We start from the raw sequence: 16,721 nt of genomic DNA on the forward strand, positions 1-16,721 counted from the left end.
ATTCAGATGTCGTGCTTGCGGATGTTCTTCAGCATCTTCTGCAGGATCGCGATCAGCGCGGCATATTCGGCATCGTCGACATCCTCGAACATGGCCTCGAACGCGTCGTGCATGGCCGGCCAGGCGCGGGTGAACAGCGCCCGCCCGTCATCGGTCAGGAACACATGGCGGATACGGCTGTCGGTGACGCCCTGCTCGCGCCGCACCAGGCCCTGGCCTTCCAGCGTGTCGAGCGTGCGGCTCAAGGTCGACTGCTCGATCACCGTATAGACCGAGAGATCGTTGACGGTAACGCCGTCGGTGACCGAGAGCACGGCGAGCGTCCGCACCTGCGGAATGGTAAGGCCCTGCTTACGGAAATCCTCGCGCAAAGTGGCGTTGTAGCGGCCCATGATGCGGTTCATCAGATAGGGCGCGAATTGCTGCAGGCCGATCTGGCCGAGGGTCGAGATGCGCTGGCGCTTTTCCGGAAGCTTCTGTTCCATCACAGCCTCCCGGCCAAAAGGAAGCCGGAGCCGCCGCCGAGACCGGCGCCCGGATGGGTCGAGGCGCCGATGTGGTAGAGGCCCTTAATGCCGGTCTCGTGGTTGCGGCTCGCCTTGAAAGGCCGCCACAGGAAGGACTGGTCGATGGTCGACGAGCCGCCATAGGGATCGCCGCCGACCAGGTTGATGTTCATCGCCTCGAGATCGGCCGGCGAATAGGCGCGACGGGCAATCACCGTGTCGCGGAAACCATCGATGTGGCTGGCGAGGATCGCCTCGGCGCGGTCGGCATAAGCTTCGCGCAGAGCCTCGGTCCAGCGCCCATCAGCCGGGGCATTCAGCTTGCCGGCGGCATCGCCCTTGATGTGGCGTGGCGCTTCCGGAAGCTGCAACCACAAGATCGCCTTGCCTTCGGGACAGCGCGAGGGATCGAGCGCGTGCGGCTGGCCGACGCAGATGGTCGGCACTTCCGGCAGTAGGCCGCGCACCGCCTCGTTGCAGGCTTTCGAGACACCGTCCAAACCCGGCGTCAGATGCAGCAGCGCGACCTTGTCGAGGCCCTCGCCGCGCCAGGCCGGCGGCTTGTTCAGCGCGTAATGGATCTGGAAATTGCCCTTGCCGTAGCGATAAACGCGCGTCGCTTCGACGTCGCGCTTTGGTGCATCCCCTCCGAGCAGACGGCCATAGAGCTGCGTCGGCGTGACCGAGCAGATGACGCTCTTCGTAGCGCTCAGCGTTTCGTCGGACGCGAGCCGCACACCGGAGGCGCGGCCGCCGCTCTGGACGACCGAGGCAACGTCGGCGTTGACGCGGATTTCGCCGCCGCGTTCCTTGATCAGCGCCTCGAAGGCGGCCAGCAGGTTCCTGGCGCCGCCCTTGACGATCGGCGCGCCTGCCGCCTCCAGCGCGAACGCGATGACCTTGGCGATCTGGCCGGAGAACGCGTCTTCAGGTCCAAGTCCGGCATGCAGCACCCAGGGCGCCCAGAGCGCGCGGACGATGTCGGATGTGTAGGCCGTTTCCAGCCAGCCGCGCGCGGGCACCAGCGCCTCGCCCATGAAGGCGGCGAGGTTGCGCGGGCCTCGCCGCCAGGCCTCGCCGGTCAGCAGCTTCGTCGTCGGGTAGGACCAGAGCGCGCCGCCGAGCAGGCCGAACAGCAGGCCGGCATTGCGCTCGATGTCGCCGACATCGGTGCCGTGACGGTCGCCGTCACTGGGCGCGATCCGGTTCAGCGCCGCGATGTTGGCGGCGCGGTCGTTGGTGAGCACGGCATGGCTGCCGTCGGGCCGAAGCACGCCCGTCGGCATAGCCGTGTGGCAGAACTCCAGCCCGTGCCGCGCGAGGTCGTTGCCGAGCGCGGCAAAGGCCGGCGACGTGATGAATAGCACGAAGGTCGTCGCCATCACGTCATGGACGAAACCGGGCGCCGTGATCTCCTCGGTGCGCATGCAGCCGCCGATGCGGTCGTTGCGCTCGAGCACGAGCACCTTGGCGCCCTTGGCGCCAAGCATCGCCGCGCAGACCAGGGCGTTGATGCCGCTGCCGACGATGATGTGATCGGGGGCGGTCATTGGGGACTCCCGGTCAAGAAATCTACGTCAATCGCGCAAAGCCGAGTTCCTTCGCGCCCCCCTCTGTCCTGCCGGACATCTCCCCCACATGGGGGGAGATCAGCTGTCATCGCGGCTTTCGCCAATTGTCCATGTTGCAGGATCGAGCGGGGCGCCAAAGCTGCCAATCTCCCCCCTTGTGGGGGAGATGTCCGGCAGGACAGAGGGGGGCGCCGTAGAGCGCTGACGCTCCAAGACGACCGCCTCGGCTCCATCACTCCATTGCCCTCGAGCATGATCTTCTCCAGAAGACCGCCGCCTCGCCTTACTTGCCCGGCACCAGCGCCAGCGCGCGGATCGGGCTGCCGGTGCCGCGCTCGATCTTGAGCGGGGCGGCGATCAGGATCGCGCCCTTCGGCGGCAGCTGGTCGAGGTTGCAGAGGCTCGCCAGCCCATAGCGGTTGGCCTTGTGCATCAGCGTGTGCGCCGGGAATGGCGGCTCCATGCCGCCGGCCTTGCCGGCATCGGTGCCGATCGTCTCCGAGCCCCAGCCCTTGATGTCCTTGCTGATCAGGAACTGGATGGCCTCGGCCGTCGGGCCGGGCGTGTGCGGGCCGGTCTCGTTGGCGTTGAGGAACTCGGCTTCGGAGCCGTTGCGCTTGTACCAGTCGGTGCGCATCACCACCCACTCGCCGGGGTTGATGGCGCCGTGCTTTGCTTCCCAGGCCTTGATGTGATCGACGGTGAGCAGGAAATCGTGATCGGCGGCGGCTTCCTTCGAGCAGTCGATGACATTGACCGGGCCGACGAAATTCTGCGCCGGAATGGTGTCTGTGGCGCCGTCCGGATAGTCCTTGCCGGTGATCCAGTGCTGCGGCGCATCGAAATGCGTGCCCGAATGCTCGCCGAGCTTCAGCCAGTTCCAGGCCCACCACGGACCGTTCTTGTCGTATTTGGAAATCTCGTGGATCTCGACCTTCGGCGTGTCGACGGCGAGTTCCGGCGGCAGCTTGATCAGCGGCGTGTTCGGTCCGAGCGGCGCTGTCAGGTCGACCACCTTGATGGCGCCCGAAAGCAGCTGGCCGGCGACCTCGCCGAGGAGTTTCTGCGTGTCCATGGTCTTTGTTCCCTCTTGTCTCTGATGATCAAGGCTCGTTGCGGCCCTTAATATACCTACTAGACGAAAACATATGCATCTGCAATTATCTTTAAGCATAAAGCATTTTGGGGCGGGGCGTGAGCGAGTTCGACGCCATCTTTGTCGGGGCGGGCCACAACAGTCTGGCATGCGCCGCGCATTTGGCGCTCAAAGGCTGGAAAATAGCGGTTTTCGAGCGCAGCCATGCGATCGGCGGTGCGGTGCGGACTGCCGAATACACGCTTCCCGGCTTCCGCCACGATTTCGGCGCGATGAATTTGAGCCTCTTTGCCGGCTCCGCCTTTCACCGGAAATATGCAAATGAATTGAAAGGCCGCGGGCTGGAGTTCGCGCCAGTGGCCGATTGTTTCGCCAGCGCCTTCCCGGATGGGAAATGGTTCGGCGTCAGCAACGACCTCGAAAAGACCGCGTCTCGGCTGGCCGCCTTCTCCGCGGCGGACGCGGCCACATGGCGCCGGCTGGTGTCGGCCTTTCCGGGCGAAGCCGAGCATCTGTTCCGGCTGCTCGGATCGCCGATGAGCGCGAAGGCGCTGGCGAGCACGGGCTGGAATCTCTGGCGCAAGAAGGGTCTCGCCGGCGCGCTTGATACGGCTCGATTGCTGCTGTCATCACCGCGTGCGTGGCTTGAGGAAAATTTCGAGACGCCGCATGTCCGCACCACGCTCGCCGCCTGGGGCATGCATCTCGACTTCGCGCCCGACATCGCCGGCGGCGCTGTATTCCCCTATCTGGAATCGATGGCCAACCAGAGTTTCGGCATGGTGCTGGGCAAAGGCGGCGCCGATACGATCATCCGCGCGCTGACCGGCATGGTGAAGACGGCCGGCGGCCAGATCACGACCGGCGCGGATGTCGCCGAGATCACGGTTTCCGGCGGCAAGGCCACTGGCGTGCGGCTGGCATCCGGCGAAACCCATACCGCGACCAAGGCCGTGATCGCCGGCGTCGCGCCGAAAGCGCTGACGGGCAAGCTGCTCCCCAACGGCTCGGGCGACGCCGGCTTCGATGCGGCGATGAAAAGATTCCGTCACGCGCCGGGCACGATGATGATCCATCTGGCGATGGACGACCTGCCGGAGTGGAGCGCCGGCGCCGAGCTTCGCCGGTTCGCCTATGTGCATCTGGCACCCTCACTCGACGCCATGTCGCGCACCTACCAGCAGGCGGTCGCCGGGCTGCTGCCCGACCAGCCCGTGCTCGTCGTCGGTCAACCGACGGCGGTCGACCCGTCGCGGGCGCCGCAAGGCAAGCATGTGCTGTGGGTTCAGGTGCGCATGCTGCCGGCCGAGATCCTCGGCGATGCCGCAGGCAAGATCGCGCCCGCTCACTGGGACGCGGTCAAGGACGCTTATGCCGAGCGCATGCTCGATATCATCGAGAGCTACGCGCCCGGGCTGCGCAGCAAGATCCTTGGCCGCGCGATCTTCTCGCCGCTCGATCTCGAGCGCGAAAACCCGAACCTCGTCGGCGGCGACCAGATCTGCGGCAGCCACCATCTGTCGCAGAATTTCCTCTTCCGCCCGGCGCGGTCCTTCGCACGCTGGAACACGCCGGTCTCGAACCTCTACCTCACCGGCGCCGCGACTTGGCCGGGCGCCGGCACGGGCGCGGGCTCCGGCTTCATGCTCGCCCAACAGCTGGGAGGAAGTTGAGCCGAAGAATTCCGGGATGGACAAGGCGCGGTTGCCCACCACCGAATGAAAACGCCGCGCGTACAATGACAACCAACAAGGGGAACGACCATGACCATCAACAGACGTGACTTGCTTGGATATGGCGCCGCGGCGCTGAGTGCCGCGACTCTCGGCCTGCCGAGCGCGGCAAAGGCGGCTGGCGAGCTCACCATTGCCTACAATGTCAACCTGCCTTCCTGGGATCCGACCACCGGCCCCTCGGCGGTGAACCCGACCATCCAGGGCCTTTACCAGTCGGTGTTCGACCAGATCATCGGCCAGAAGCCGGACCTTTCCTTCACGCCCGGCCTGCTCACCGAATGGGGCTGGAACGACGACCGCACCAAGGTGACGATGACGGTGCGCGAGGGCGTCAAATGGCATGACGGCTCGCCCTTCACGCCGGAAGACGTGGTGTGGTCGCTGACCCGCGCCGGCGACGAGAAGACCGGCAACCCGATCCAGTTCGTCTGGAAGAACGTCAACAACTTCAAGATTGATGGCAACAAGATCACCGGCGACGTCGTGCAGTTCGACCCGGTCTATTTCAAGTGGATGTCGTTCCTGACCGGCTACATCCTGCCGAAGGCCTATTACGAGAAGGTCGGCGCCGAAGGTTTCGAGAAGGCGCCGATCGGCACCGGCCCCTATATGGTCGACAAATTCGAGCGCAACGCCTTCCTGCGGCTCAAGGCCAATCCGCATTATTGGGGCACCAAGCCGGCCTTCGAGAATGTGACGATCAAATTCGTCACCGACGCGGCGAGCCGTGTCGCCGAGATCGAGTCCGGTTCTTCGCAGGTGACGCTTGAAATCCCCTATGAGGAATATGACCGCCTCATCAAGAAGAGCGGGCTCGCCGGCTCGATCAAGAACGTCTCCGACATCGGCATGATCTTCTTCAACGACATCGAGGCGATGCTGGACAAGAACGTCCGGCAGGCGGCCGTGATGGCGGTGGACAAGGAGCTCTTGGTCAAGCGGCTGCTGCGCGGCTACGGCCAGCCGATCGCGACGTTGGAGACGCCGGAATACACGGCCTTCGACCCGTCGATCAAGGTCGAGCACAACCCGGAGAAAGCCAAGGAATTGCTTGCCGCTTCCGGCTATTCGACCAAGAAGCCGGTCAAGTTCACCATCCAGACCACCAAGGGCTTCAAGCCCAAGGACTATGAGATGATCCAGGCGATCGTCGGCATGTGGCGCAAGGTCGGCATCGAGGCCAATATCGAGGTCTATGAGATCGCCAAGCATTACGAGCTGCGCGCCGCCGACAAGCTGGCGCCGGCCGCCTTCTACAATTGGGGCAACTCCATCGGCGACCCGACCACCTCGACCGGTTTCGCCATGTACGGCCCGAGCCCGCATTCGGTGTGGGACAGCAAGGACCTTGTCGACATGATCAACCCGCTCTGGGGCGAGAAGGACGAGGCCAAGCGCATCGCCGGCTGGAAGGCGGTCGACAAATACATCGCCGAGCAGGCCTATGTGCTGCCGCTGATGCAGTATGCGCAGCCGATCGTGCATTCGAAGAAGGTCAATGTCGTGCAGCACGTGTCCGGCGCGCTGCTGCCGGCGCTGATGACCCCGGCCTGATCGTCGGTCTTGCCTCCTGTCGGTCTTCGTCCGGCAGGGCCCCTCATCCGGCCCTTCGGGCCACCTTCTCCCCGAGGGGAGAAGAGGTCGCCGACGGCTGAGCCAGCCTCTTCTCTCCACCGGGGAGAAGGTGGCCGCGAAGCGGACGGATGAGGGGGAGTCCGTTCAGAGTGATTACGCACGCATGCTGCTGCAGAGATTCCTCGTTCGTCTGTTGACGATGCTGGTGACGCTGTTCGGCGTCACCATCGTCGTCTTCGTCGTCATCCGCGTCGCCCCAGGCGACCCGATCGCCATGATGCTGCCGCCCGGCGCCAGCGATGACGACATTGCCCGGCTGCGCGCTCTCTACGGGCTCGACAAGTCAATCGTGCAGCAGTTCTTCATCTGGCTCGGCGGCGTGCTGCATGGCGATTTCGGCACCTCGATCTCACTGCGCCAGGACGTGCTCGGCCTGGTGTTCAACCGGCTGCCGGCGACGCTGGAGCTGGCGACTGTGGCGCTGCTGATGGCGATCGCCATCGGCGCCACCGCCGCGATCCTCGGCGCCCGGTCGCGCGGCACGGCGATCGAGGCCGGCATCGATATCGCCAGCGGCGCGACGCTCTCCATCCCCGACTTCCTGTGGGGCCTGGTGCTGATCCTTTTGTTCGGCGTGCTGGTGCCTGTCTTCGACATTTCCGGCCGCGTGTCGCCCGAACTCGATTTACCCTTCGTCACGCAGTTCTACCTGGTCGAAAGCATCCTCAGGCTGCGCTTCGATCTTACCTGGGACCTGCTCAAGCATATGCTGATGCCTGCGATTGCGCTGGCGCTGCCGCTGGCCGCGATCATCGCGCAGCTGCTCAAACAGTCGCTGAAGGAAGTGCTTGACCTCGACTATGTGGTGCTCGCCCGCGTGAAGGGCTTTTCCGAGACGCAGGTCATCCTGCGCGAGGCGCTGAAGAACGCCGCATTGCCGACGCTGACGCTGGTCGGCGTGCAGTTCACCTTCCTCATTGGCGGCACCGTCATCGTCGAGCGGCTGTTTTCTTATGAAGGCCTCGGCAACATGGCGATCGACGCCGTCATCAACCGCGACCTGCCGCTGATCCAGGGCATCGTGCTGGTGTTCGCGCTGCTCTTCGTGCTGATCAACCTTGCCGTCGACATGATGTATGCGCTGCTCAATCCGAGGCTGCGCCATGGATGAGGCACGTATCGCCCGACGCGGCCTCAGCCCTCGGCTGTGGCTGGCCGGCGGTTGGCTGCTCTTGGCGCTGCTCGCGGCGATCTTCGCGCCGCTGGTCGCGCCGCAGGACCCGCTGGCACAGGATCTGATGCTGGAGCGGTTGCCACCTTTCTGGCTGGACGGCGCCGAGCCCGGCTATTGGCTCGGCACCGACAGCCTCGGCCGGGACCTGCTGTCACGCCTGATCTTCGGCGGCCGCATCGCCTTCATCGTCGCTTTCGCAGCGGCGACGTCCGCCTGTCTCATCGGCTCGGCGCTGGGGCTGATCGCCGGCTATTTCGGCGGCTGGGCCGACCGCATCATCTCGCGCGTCGTCGATGTCTGGATGGCGTTCCCGCCAGTGCTGTTCGCGATCCTGCTGGTCGCCGTGCTGGGCACGGGCCTCAGCTCCGTCATCCTTGCGATTGCGATCATCGACTGGACGCGCTTCTGCCGTGTGATCCGCGCCGGGGCGATGAGCCAGGCGCGCATGGATTACGTCGAGAGCGCGCGCATCGCCGGCTATGGCCGCATCGGCATCATGCTGCGCGAAGTGCTGCCCAATGTGCTGCCTTCGGTGTTGGCGCTGCTGTCGCTCGAAATGGGCATCGCCGTCATCGTCGAAGCGATCCTGTCCTTCGTCAATCTGTCGATCTCGACCGACGATCCGACCTGGGGCAGCATCATCGCCGAGGGCCGGCTGTCGATCCACCAGGCCTGGTGGGTGCTGGTGTTCCCGCTGATCACCCTGATCCTCACGGTGCTCTCCTTCAGCCAGTTCGGCGAGGCGCTCAAGGCGCGCTTCGATCCGGTGCTGCGATGAGCGCGTGCCTCGACATACGCGGCCTGAGCGCCGTGCTGCCCAACGGCCAGCGCGTGTTGCGTTCGGTGTCGCTCAGCGTGCAGCCGGGCGAGGTGCGCGCGCTGGTCGGCGAGAGCGGTGCCGGCAAGACGATGATCGGCAAGGCGGTGCTCGGCGTGCTGCCGAAAAGCGTGCGCGTCGTCGAGGGTGAGATGCTGATCGAAGGCGAAGATCTCGGCCGCCTCGATGCCAAGGCGCGACGGACCCTGATCGGCGCGCGCACGGCGCTGATCCCGCAGGATCCGCTGACCGCGCTCAACCCGTCGCGCCGCATCGCGTCCCAGATGACCGACCGGCTGGTGCGCATCCTTGGCTGGAGCGGCGAGCGGGCGGACAAACGCATCCGGCAATTGCTCGACGAGGTGCAGATCCGCGATCCCGAGCGCGTGCTGAAAAGCTATCCGCATGAATTGTCAGGCGGCATGCGCCAACGCGTGCTGATCGCGGCGGCCTTCGCGGCGGAGCCCAGGCTGATCGTCGCCGACGAGCCGACGACGGCGCTCGACGTCACCGTGCAGAAACAGATCCTGCGGCTGATCGCGCAGTTGCAGCGCGACCACGGCACGGCGATCCTGTTCGTCACCCACGACCTCGGCGTCGTCGCAAAGGTCAGCCAGAAAGTGTCGGTGCTCTATGCCGGCAAGGTGGTCGAGGAGGCCGAGACCGCGCAGCTCTTCGCCGCTCCGCAGCACGGTTACACACGGGCGCTGATTGCGGCGACGCCACGCTACACCGATCCCTATGCGTCGCTGAAGCCGGTGGATGAGAGCGTGCTTGCCGGGCTCACGGCCGAGATCGCAGCCGCCGACAAGGAATGGAGGCCCAGCCATGGCTGAGCCGCTGTTTTCTGTGCGCGGGTTGAAAGTGGCGCTGCCCGACATGACGCGCAAGCCGCTGATCGGCCGCGCGCCGCTGGCCGAAATCCTGAAAGGGCTCGACTTCGACCTGCCCAAGGGCTCGGTCACCGGCATTGTCGGCGAATCCGGCTCCGGCAAGTCGACGCTCGGCCGCGCCCTGGTGCGGCTGCTCGAGCCGAGCGCCGGCTCGATCAGCTTCGAGGGGCGCGACATCAGCCACCTTTCGGAAGCCGAACTGCGACCGTTGCGCCGCGATCTGCAGATGATCTTCCAGGATCCGATGTCGTCGCTCAATCCCCGACACACGATCTTCAGCATCATCGCCGCGCCGCTCAGGCAGAACGGACTCGGCGACAGGCTGAAGGAGCGTGTCGCGGAAGCCTTGCAGCGCGTCGGCCTGCCGCAGAGCTTCGCCAGCCGCTACCGGCACGAGCTGTCGGGCGGCCAGAGGCAGCGCGTCGGTATTGCCCGCGCGCTGGCGCTGGCGCCGAAATTCGTGCTGGCCGACGAGATCGTCTCCGGCCTCGACGTCTCGACGCAGGCGCAGATCCTGACGCTGCTGGAAAAGCTGGCGGCCGAGATGGGGCTGACGGTCGCCTTCATCAGCCACGATCTGTCGGTGATCCGGCGGCTCTGCCAGCAGGTCATCGTCATGCGCGAAGGCAGGATCGTCGAAGCCAGCGCAACGGATGCGCTGTTCGACAATCCGCAGGAGACCTATACGCGCGACCTTCTCGCCGCCATTCCGCTGCCGGAGATCGATGCGGACTGGCTGCGGCCCAAGCCGCCGGCATGAGTTGAGCTTCGATAGCCGCACGCCGACCAGCGGGCCTCGGATGTGCGCAAAGGACAAGTCAGCCCGCCAACGGAGGGTGACATGAAATACGCAATCCAGGCGGCGGTCCTCGCGACCTCCTTGTTCGGCGCAATGGGAGCGGCATCGGCGGATTCGATCCCCGGCATGCGCGGGCACGACCATACCGGCATCACCGTGCCCGACATGAAGCAGGCCATCGATTTCTTCACCAACGTCGTCGGCTGCAAGAAGGCGATGTCGTTCGGCCCGTTCGCCGACGACAAAGGCACCTTCATGCAGGACCTGCTCGGCGTCGATCCGAAGGCGGTGATCCAGGAGATCACGCTAGTCCGCTGCGGCAACGGTTCCAACATCGAGCTGTTCAAATACACCGCGCCCGACCAGAAGGATCTAACGCCGAAGAACAGCGATATCGGCGGCTTCCATATTGCCTTCTATGTCGACGACGTCGCCGCGGCGAAGGCTTATCTGGACGCCAAGGGCGTGAAGACTAGGCTGGGACCGCTGCCGGTGAAGGAAGGACCCGCGGCCGGCCAGACTATCCTCTATTTCCAGGCGCCCTGGGGCTTGCAGCTCGAGGCGATCAGCTACCCGCAAGGCATGGCTTATGAGAAGGGTGCGGAGACCGTGTTGTGGAGCCCGAAGGATCCGACCAAATGACCTCAACCGTCCGCGCCAAACCATCGTTCAATTATAAAACTTTAAGCTTGAAATAATTTCCCTTGGGCGCGATACTGACCGTTGGAGATCGCCGGCTTTGCCGGCGACTCCTGAGCGAAGAGGAGATCGCAAGACATGAAGGTTGCGGTTCTCGGCGGCGGACCAGCCGGCCTCTACTTTGCCATCTCGCTGAAGCTGCGCGACGCCGCGCATGAGGTGACGGTCTATGAGCGCAACCGCCCGGACGATACGTTCGGCTGGGGCGTGGTGCTGTCGGCGGAGACGCTGGATAATCTGACGAAAAACGATCCGGTCAGCGCGGTCTGGATCAAGAAGCATTTTGCCTATTGGGACGACATCGCGGTCATTCATGACGGCGTGCGCACCGTGTCTTCCGGCCATGGCTTCTGCGGCATCGGCCGCAAGCGGCTGCTGATCCTCTTGCAGCGCCGCGCCCGCGAGCTCGGCATCAAGCTGCAGTTCGAGACCGAGATTTCCGATCCGCGACCCTTCATGGAAACGCATGACCTGGTGGTTGCTTCGGATGGGCTCAACTCGAAATCCCGCGCCACCTTTGCCGATGTGTTCAAGCCGGACATCGACACCCGCAAATGCAAGTTCGTGTGGCTCGGCACGACGCAGAAATTCGACGACGCCTTCACCTTCATCTTCGAGAAGACGGAGCATGGCTGGGTGTGGGCGCATGCCTACCAGTTCGACAGCGAGACCGCGACCTTCATTGTCGAATGCAGCGAGCAGACCTGGAACGCCTTCGGCTTCGGCCAGATGACGCAGCAGGAATCGATCGCGGTCTGCGAACGCATCTTCGCCAAGCACCTTGGCGGCCATGCGCTGATGACCAACGCCAATCACATTCGCGGTTCGGCCTGGATCAACTTCCCGCGCGTGCTGTGCGAGCGCTGGTCCTACAAAAACCTGGCGCTGATGGGCGATGCGGCGGCATCGGCGCATTTCTCGATCGGCTCCGGCACCAAGCTGGCGCTGGAAAGTGCGGTGGCGCTGGCCGACTATGTCGAGTCCGAATCCGATCTCGAGGCGGCCTTCCGCAAATATGAGGATGCGCGGCGCACCGAGGTGCTGAAGCTGCAATCGGCGGCGCGCAACTCGCTCGAATGGTTCGAAGAAGTCGAACGATATCTCGGACTTGATCCAGTTCAGTTCAACTATTCGCTCCTCACCCGCTCGCAGCGCATCAGCCATGAGAACCTGCGTCTGCGCGATGCCGAATGGCTGGCCGGCGCCGAGGAGTGGTTCCAGCGCAAGGCCGGCGCTGGCGGCAACATGTTGCGCCGCGCGCCGATGTTCGCGCCGTTCAAGCTGCGCGACATGACTTTAGCCAACCGCATCGTCGTCTCGCCGATGGCGCAGTACAAGGCGGTCGACGGCTGCCCGACAGACTGGCATTTTTCCCACTATGCCGAGCGCGCCAAGGGCGGCGCGGGGCTGCTCTATATCGAGATGACCTGCGTCAGCCCGGAAGGGCGCATCACGCCCGGATGCCCTGGCTTCTACAAACCCGAACACGAAGTCGCCTGGAAGCGGCTGGTCGATTTCGTCCATGCCGAGACGGAAGCAAAAATCTGCGCGCAGATCGGCCATTCCGGCGCCAAGGGTTCGACCCGCGTCGGCTGGGAGGGAACGGATGTGCCGTTGCCGGACGGCAACTGGCCGGTGATGGCGCCGTCGGCCGTGGCATGGTCGGCGCAGAACCAGGTGCCGAAGGCGATGGACCGCGCCGACATGGACATGGTCCGCGACCAGTTCGTCGCTTCGGCTCAGATGGCCGAGCGCTGCGGCTTCGACATGCTGGAGATCCATGCCGCGCATGGCTATCTGCTGTCGGCCTTCATCACGCCGCTGACCAATCGGCGCACCGACGAGTATGGCGGCTCGCTGGAAAACCGCATGCGCTATCCGCTGGAGATTTTCCACGCGGTCCGCGCGGTGTGGCCGGCCGAAAAGCCGATCTCGATGCGCATCTCGGCCAATGACTGGGTCGGCATCGAAGGTGTCACGCCGGCCGATGCGGTCGAGATCGCCAGACTGCTGCGCGAGGCCGGCGTCGACCTCTGCGACGTCTCGGCCGGACAGACCTCGATCGCCGCCAAGCCGGTCTATGGCCGCATGTTCCAGACGCCGTTCTCCGACCGCATCCGCAACGAGGTCGGCATGGCGACGATGGCGGTCGGCAACATCTATGAGCCTGACCATGCCAACTCGATCCTGATGGCCGGCCGCGCCGACCTCGTGGCGCTGGCGAGGCCGCATCTTGCCGACCCCTACTGGACGTTGCATGCGGCGGTGACACTCGGCGACCGCGGCGTCAAATGGCCGGATCCCTATCTGCCGGGACGCGACCAGATCTACCGGCTGGCAGAGCGCGAAGCAGCCGCGGGGCTGAAAGTATGAGCGCCGAAAAGGCAGTTGCCGGCAAGCATGCGCTGGTCACCGGTGGCGGCTCCGGCGTCGGCAAGGCCATCGCGCTGGCGCTGGCGGAAGCCGGCGTGAATGTCACCATCTGCGGGCGGCGCGAGGCGGAGCTTGCCAAGGTGGCCCGCGCAAGCGACCGCATCCTCGGCATTGCCGCCGACGTCACCGATGAGGCGTCGATGGCTGCCCTTTATCAACAAGCCGAGGCGGCGCGCGGACCGCTCGACATCGTCGTCGCCAATGCCGGCATGGCCGGCAGCGCGCCGGCGCACAAGACGTCTTTGGCCGACTGGCAACGCACGCTCGACGTCAACCTCACCGGCGCCTTCCTGACGGTGAAGCCGGCGCTGGCGGGCATGCTCGCGCGGAATGCAGGCCGCATTGTCTTCGTCGCCTCGACCGCTGGTTTGAAGGGCTATGCCTATGTCGCGCCCTATGTCGCCGCCAAGCATGGTGTGGTCGGACTGATGCGGGCTCTGGCTGCCGAGACGGCAAAGTCGGGCGTGACGGTCAACGCCGTCTGCCCAGGCTTCGTCGAAACCGACATGCTAGAGGACTCCGTCCGACGCATCGTCGAAAAGACTGGGCGTTCAGTAGAAGAAGCAAGGCAGAGCCTGTCGGCCGTGAACCCGCAAGGACGTTTCATCCAGCCGGACGAGGTCGCAGACGCGGTGCTGTGGCTGTGCAGCGATGCGGCGCGATCGATCACCGGACAGGCAATCTCCATCTCCGGAGGCGAGACATGGTAGCGGGACCGACATCCACCGGGCCGGGCAAGGAGAGGCTGAGGCTCTGGATCAGGCTGCTGCGCGCCTCGCGCACCATCGAGGCGGAGCTGCGCGAGCGGCTGAAGAAGGAATTCGACACGACGCTGCCGCGCTTCGACGTGATGGCGGCGCTCTATCGCGTGCCGGAAGGGATGCTGATGAGCGACCTGTCGCGCTTTCTTCTGGTGTCGAACGGCAACGTCACCGGCATCGTCGACCGGCTGGTTTCGGAAGGGCTGGTGACGCGCGCGCGCCGCAACGGCGACCGCCGCACCTCGATGGTGCGGCTGACCGAGGAAGGCGCCAAGTCTTTCGCGACGATCGCGGCCGTGCATGAGGGCTGGGTCGGCGAGCTGCTCGGCGGTGTCAGCGACGACGAAGCGCGGCGGCTCGCCGGCATGCTGAAATCGTTCCGCAGCAATTGGGAGGGACGCGAATGAGCGCCATGGCCAGCCTCAAGCCGAAGCATTTTCTCTGGGAGGTCGAAGGCCGGGTCGCGAAAGTCCGGCTCGACCGGCCGGAGCGCAAGAACCCGCTGACCTTCGACAGCTATGCCGAGCTGCGCGACACGTTCCGCGACCTCGTCTATGCCGACGATGTCGACGCCGTCGCGTTCCTGCCCAATGGCGGCAATTTCTGCTCTGGCGGCGATGTCCACGACATCATCGGACCACTGGTCAAGATGGACATGAAGCAGCTGCTCGCCTTCACGCGCATGACCGGCGATTTCGTCAAGGCGATGCTGAACTGCGGCAAGCCGATTATTTCCGCCGTCGATGGCGTGGCGGTCGGCGCCGGCGCGATCATCGCCATGGCCTCGGACATCCGTATCGCGACACCGGAAGCGAAAACCGCGTTCCTGTTCACCCGCGTCGGCCTCGCCGGCTGCGACATGGGCGCCTGCGCGATCCTGCCGCGCATCATCGGCCAGGGCCGCGCCGCCGAGCTGCTCTATACCGGCCAAACCATGAGCGCGGCCGAGGGCGAGCGCTGGGGTTTCTACAACCGGCTGGTCGATGCGGCGGCGCTCGAAGCCGACGCGCTCGACATGGCGGCGCGGATCGTTTCAGGCCCGACCTTCGCGCATGGCATCACCAAGACGCAGCTCAACCAGGAATGGTCGATGGGCCTCGACCAGGCGATCGAAGCGGAAGCGCAAGCGCAGGCGATTTGCATGCAGACCGGCGATTTCGAACGGGCGTACAAGGCGTTCGTCGCCAAGGAAAAGCCGGTGTTCGAGGGGAACTAAATATGATCGGTTTTCGCCCAGGCACCCCCCTCTGGCCTGCCGGCCATCTCCCGCGCAAGGGGGGAGATCAGATGTCGCGACCGCTTTCGCCAATCATCAACGTGGCGGGAAGTGCGCCGCCGATGCAACGGCCAATCTCCCCCCTTGCGGGGGAGATGTCCGGCAGGACAGAGGGGGGTGTGAAGGAACGCGACGCAGGAGACTTTCTCCATGCCTGACCGCTCCTTCCTCAACTGGCCCTTCTTCGAGGACCGCCACCGCGAACTCGCCGAACGCCTCGACGCCTGGTGCGCGAAAAACCTCCCCGTCGATCACCACGATGTCGACGCCGCCTGCCGCGAACTCGTGGCGAAGCTCGGCCGCGATGGCTGGCTGAAGCCGACGGCGCTCGACCCGGCCAGCCCCGCGCCCCTCGACGTACGCACGCTGTGCATCACGCGCGAGACGCTGGCCCGCCACGACGGCCTCGCCGATTTCGCCTTCGCCATGCAGGGGCTTGGCACCGGCGCGATCTCGCTATTCGGCACGCCGGAGCAGCAGCGCTGGCTTGCTAAGACGCGGGCGGGCGAGGCGATTTCCGCCTTTGCGCTGTCGGAGCCGCGCTCGGGGTCGGACGTCGCCAATATGGAGATGACGGCTGTCCGCGACGGCGACGACTATCTGCTGTCGGGCGAAAAGACCTGGATTTCCAATGGCGGTATCGCCGACCTCTATGTCGTGTTCGCCCGCACCGGCGAGGCGCCGGGGGCCAAGGGGATTTCCGCCTTCTTGGTGCCGGCCGACACGAACGGCTTCGGCATCGCCGAGCGGCTCGAGGTCATTGCCCCTCACCCGCTGGCGCGGCTGTCCTTCGACAATGTCCGCATCCCCGCTTCGGCGCTGATCGGCAAGCCCGGCGACGGTTTCCGCATCGCCATGTCGGTGCTCGACGTGTTCCGCTCGACTGTTGGCGCGGCGGCGCTCGGTTTCGCGCGGCGCGCGCTGGACGAGAGCGTCAGCAGAGCTGCGGAGCGCAAATTGTTCGGCGCGCCGATGGCGGAGCTGCAGATGGTGCAAGGCCACATCGCCGACATGGCGCTCGATGTCGACGCCGCCGCGCTCCTCATCTACCGCGCCGCCTGGACCAAGGACATGGGCGCCGCGCGGGTGACGCGCGAAGCGGCCATGGCGAAGCTGTTCGCCACCGACAAGGCGCAGGAAGTGATCGACAAGGCGGTGCAACTGCATGGCGGCGACGGCGTGCGCAAGGGCCATATCGTCGAGAGCCTCTATCGTGAAATAAGGGCGCTGCGCATCTATGAGGGCGCCTCCGACGTGCAGAAGGTGGTGATCGCCAGGCAGGTCATGGGCGCGACGTGAAACCTTTGCCAACCGCATCTGAAGTA

General features: G+C 65.1%; 15 protein-coding genes. 12 read left to right on the forward strand and 3 right to left on the reverse strand.

The window, feature by feature from the left end:
* Positions 1-2: 2 nt before the first annotated feature.
* From EN862_RS26070 to EN862_RS26085, 3 genes are all read right to left on the reverse strand, one after another.
* Complete coding sequence (locus EN862_RS26070; RefSeq protein WP_127866373.1) at positions 3-485, reverse strand: MarR family transcriptional regulator; 483 nt, start codon at positions 483-485, stop codon at positions 3-5.
* Positions 485-2,056: an NAD(P)/FAD-dependent oxidoreductase gene (locus tag EN862_RS26075; protein ID WP_127866374.1), complete on the reverse strand. Its 1,572-nt coding sequence runs from the start codon at positions 2,054-2,056 to the stop codon at positions 485-487. The genes EN862_RS26070 and EN862_RS26075 overlap by 1 nt, the downstream gene beginning before the upstream one ends.
* Before the next feature lie 304 nt (positions 2,057-2,360).
* The gene (locus EN862_RS26085; RefSeq protein ID WP_127866375.1) at positions 2,361-3,152 is read right to left on the reverse strand and encodes a cyclase family protein; all 792 of its coding nucleotides are present in this window, start codon (positions 3,150-3,152) and stop codon (positions 2,361-2,363) included.
* Positions 3,153-3,271: 119 nt separating this feature from the next.
* Here EN862_RS26085 and EN862_RS26090 point away from each other — a divergent pair, with 119 nt between their 5' ends.
* From EN862_RS26090 to EN862_RS26150, 12 genes are all read left to right on the forward strand, one after another.
* Positions 3,272-4,846 carry an NAD(P)/FAD-dependent oxidoreductase gene (locus EN862_RS26090; protein ID WP_127866376.1) on the forward strand — a complete coding sequence of 525 codons (1,575 nt, stop codon included), beginning with the start codon at positions 3,272-3,274 and terminating at the stop codon, positions 4,844-4,846.
* A gap of 90 nt (positions 4,847-4,936) precedes the next feature.
* Entirely contained in the window at positions 4,937-6,463 is a 1,527-nt protein-coding gene (locus tag EN862_RS26095; RefSeq protein ID WP_127866377.1) for an ABC transporter substrate-binding protein, read from the forward strand.
* A gap of 184 nt (positions 6,464-6,647) precedes the next feature.
* Positions 6,648-7,655, forward strand: a complete 1,008-nt coding sequence (locus EN862_RS26100) for an ABC transporter permease (RefSeq protein WP_127866378.1) — start codon at positions 6,648-6,650, stop codon at positions 7,653-7,655.
* A complete protein-coding gene (locus tag EN862_RS26105; protein WP_127866379.1) occupies positions 7,648-8,496 on the forward strand; it encodes an ABC transporter permease in 849 nt (282 codons plus the stop codon). Before EN862_RS26100 ends, EN862_RS26105 begins: the two co-directional genes overlap by 8 nt.
* On the forward strand, positions 8,493-9,371 hold the full coding sequence (locus EN862_RS26110; protein WP_127866380.1) for an ABC transporter ATP-binding protein: 879 nt from the start codon (positions 8,493-8,495) through the stop codon (positions 9,369-9,371). Before EN862_RS26105 ends, EN862_RS26110 begins: the two co-directional genes overlap by 4 nt.
* On the forward strand, positions 9,364-10,188 hold the full coding sequence (locus EN862_RS26115) for an ATP-binding cassette domain-containing protein (protein ID WP_127866381.1): 825 nt from the start codon (positions 9,364-9,366) through the stop codon (positions 10,186-10,188). Before EN862_RS26110 ends, EN862_RS26115 begins: the two co-directional genes overlap by 8 nt.
* A gap of 81 nt (positions 10,189-10,269) precedes the next feature.
* On the forward strand, positions 10,270-10,869 hold the full coding sequence (locus EN862_RS26120) for a VOC family protein (protein WP_127866382.1): 600 nt from the start codon (positions 10,270-10,272) through the stop codon (positions 10,867-10,869).
* A gap of 135 nt (positions 10,870-11,004) precedes the next feature.
* The gene (locus EN862_RS26125) at positions 11,005-13,299 is read left to right on the forward strand and encodes a bifunctional salicylyl-CoA 5-hydroxylase/oxidoreductase (protein ID WP_127866383.1); all 2,295 of its coding nucleotides are present in this window, start codon (positions 11,005-11,007) and stop codon (positions 13,297-13,299) included.
* A complete protein-coding gene (locus EN862_RS26130) occupies positions 13,296-14,069 on the forward strand; it encodes an SDR family NAD(P)-dependent oxidoreductase (protein ID WP_127866384.1) in 774 nt (257 codons plus the stop codon). Before EN862_RS26125 ends, EN862_RS26130 begins: the two co-directional genes overlap by 4 nt.
* Positions 14,063-14,527: a MarR family transcriptional regulator gene (locus EN862_RS26135; RefSeq protein ID WP_127866385.1), complete on the forward strand. Its 465-nt coding sequence runs from the start codon at positions 14,063-14,065 to the stop codon at positions 14,525-14,527. The genes EN862_RS26130 and EN862_RS26135 overlap by 7 nt, the downstream gene beginning before the upstream one ends.
* A complete protein-coding gene (locus EN862_RS26140) occupies positions 14,524-15,336 on the forward strand; it encodes an enoyl-CoA hydratase family protein (RefSeq protein WP_127866386.1) in 813 nt (270 codons plus the stop codon). The genes EN862_RS26135 and EN862_RS26140 overlap by 4 nt, the downstream gene beginning before the upstream one ends.
* A gap of 210 nt (positions 15,337-15,546) precedes the next feature.
* Positions 15,547-16,695 carry an acyl-CoA dehydrogenase family protein gene (locus EN862_RS26150; RefSeq protein ID WP_127866388.1) on the forward strand — a complete coding sequence of 383 codons (1,149 nt, stop codon included), beginning with the start codon at positions 15,547-15,549 and terminating at the stop codon, positions 16,693-16,695.
* Positions 16,696-16,721: the final 26 nt, after the last annotated feature.

The sequence above is a fragment of the Mesorhizobium sp. M2E.F.Ca.ET.219.01.1.1 genome (assembly GCF_004016445.2).
Lineage (GTDB): Bacteria > Pseudomonadota > Alphaproteobacteria > Rhizobiales > Rhizobiaceae > Mesorhizobium.

What these genes read in the sequence shown, in the direction of transcription:
- EN862_RS26095 (WP_127866377.1), top strand. Translation starts at nt 4,937, where the DNA reads ATGACCATCAACAGACGTGACTTGCTTGGATATGGCGCCGCGGCGCTG.
- EN862_RS26125 (WP_127866383.1), top strand. Translation starts at nt 11,005, where the DNA reads ATGAAGGTTGCGGTTCTCGGCGGCGGACCAGCCGGCCTCTACTTTGCC.
- EN862_RS26105 (WP_127866379.1), top strand. Translation starts at nt 7,648, where the DNA reads ATGGATGAGGCACGTATCGCCCGACGCGGCCTCAGCCCTCGGCTGTGG.
- EN862_RS26110 (WP_127866380.1), top strand. Translation starts at nt 8,493, where the DNA reads ATGAGCGCGTGCCTCGACATACGCGGCCTGAGCGCCGTGCTGCCCAAC.
- EN862_RS26140 (WP_127866386.1), top strand. Translation starts at nt 14,524, where the DNA reads ATGAGCGCCATGGCCAGCCTCAAGCCGAAGCATTTTCTCTGGGAGGTC.
- EN862_RS26150 (WP_127866388.1), top strand. Translation starts at nt 15,547, where the DNA reads ATGCCTGACCGCTCCTTCCTCAACTGGCCCTTCTTCGAGGACCGCCAC.
- EN862_RS26100 (WP_127866378.1), top strand. Translation starts at nt 6,648, where the DNA reads ATGCTGCTGCAGAGATTCCTCGTTCGTCTGTTGACGATGCTGGTGACG.
- EN862_RS26070 (WP_127866373.1), bottom strand. Translation starts at nt 485, where the DNA reads ATGGAACAGAAGCTTCCGGAAAAGCGCCAGCGCATCTCGACCCTCGGC.
- EN862_RS26130 (WP_127866384.1), top strand. Translation starts at nt 13,296, where the DNA reads ATGAGCGCCGAAAAGGCAGTTGCCGGCAAGCATGCGCTGGTCACCGGT.
- EN862_RS26085 (WP_127866375.1), bottom strand. Translation starts at nt 3,152, where the DNA reads ATGGACACGCAGAAACTCCTCGGCGAGGTCGCCGGCCAGCTGCTTTCG.
- EN862_RS26120 (WP_127866382.1), top strand. Translation starts at nt 10,270, where the DNA reads ATGAAATACGCAATCCAGGCGGCGGTCCTCGCGACCTCCTTGTTCGGC.
- EN862_RS26075 (WP_127866374.1), bottom strand. Translation starts at nt 2,056, where the DNA reads ATGACCGCCCCCGATCACATCATCGTCGGCAGCGGCATCAACGCCCTG.
- EN862_RS26115 (WP_127866381.1), top strand. Translation starts at nt 9,364, where the DNA reads ATGGCTGAGCCGCTGTTTTCTGTGCGCGGGTTGAAAGTGGCGCTGCCC.
- EN862_RS26135 (WP_127866385.1), top strand. Translation starts at nt 14,063, where the DNA reads ATGGTAGCGGGACCGACATCCACCGGGCCGGGCAAGGAGAGGCTGAGG.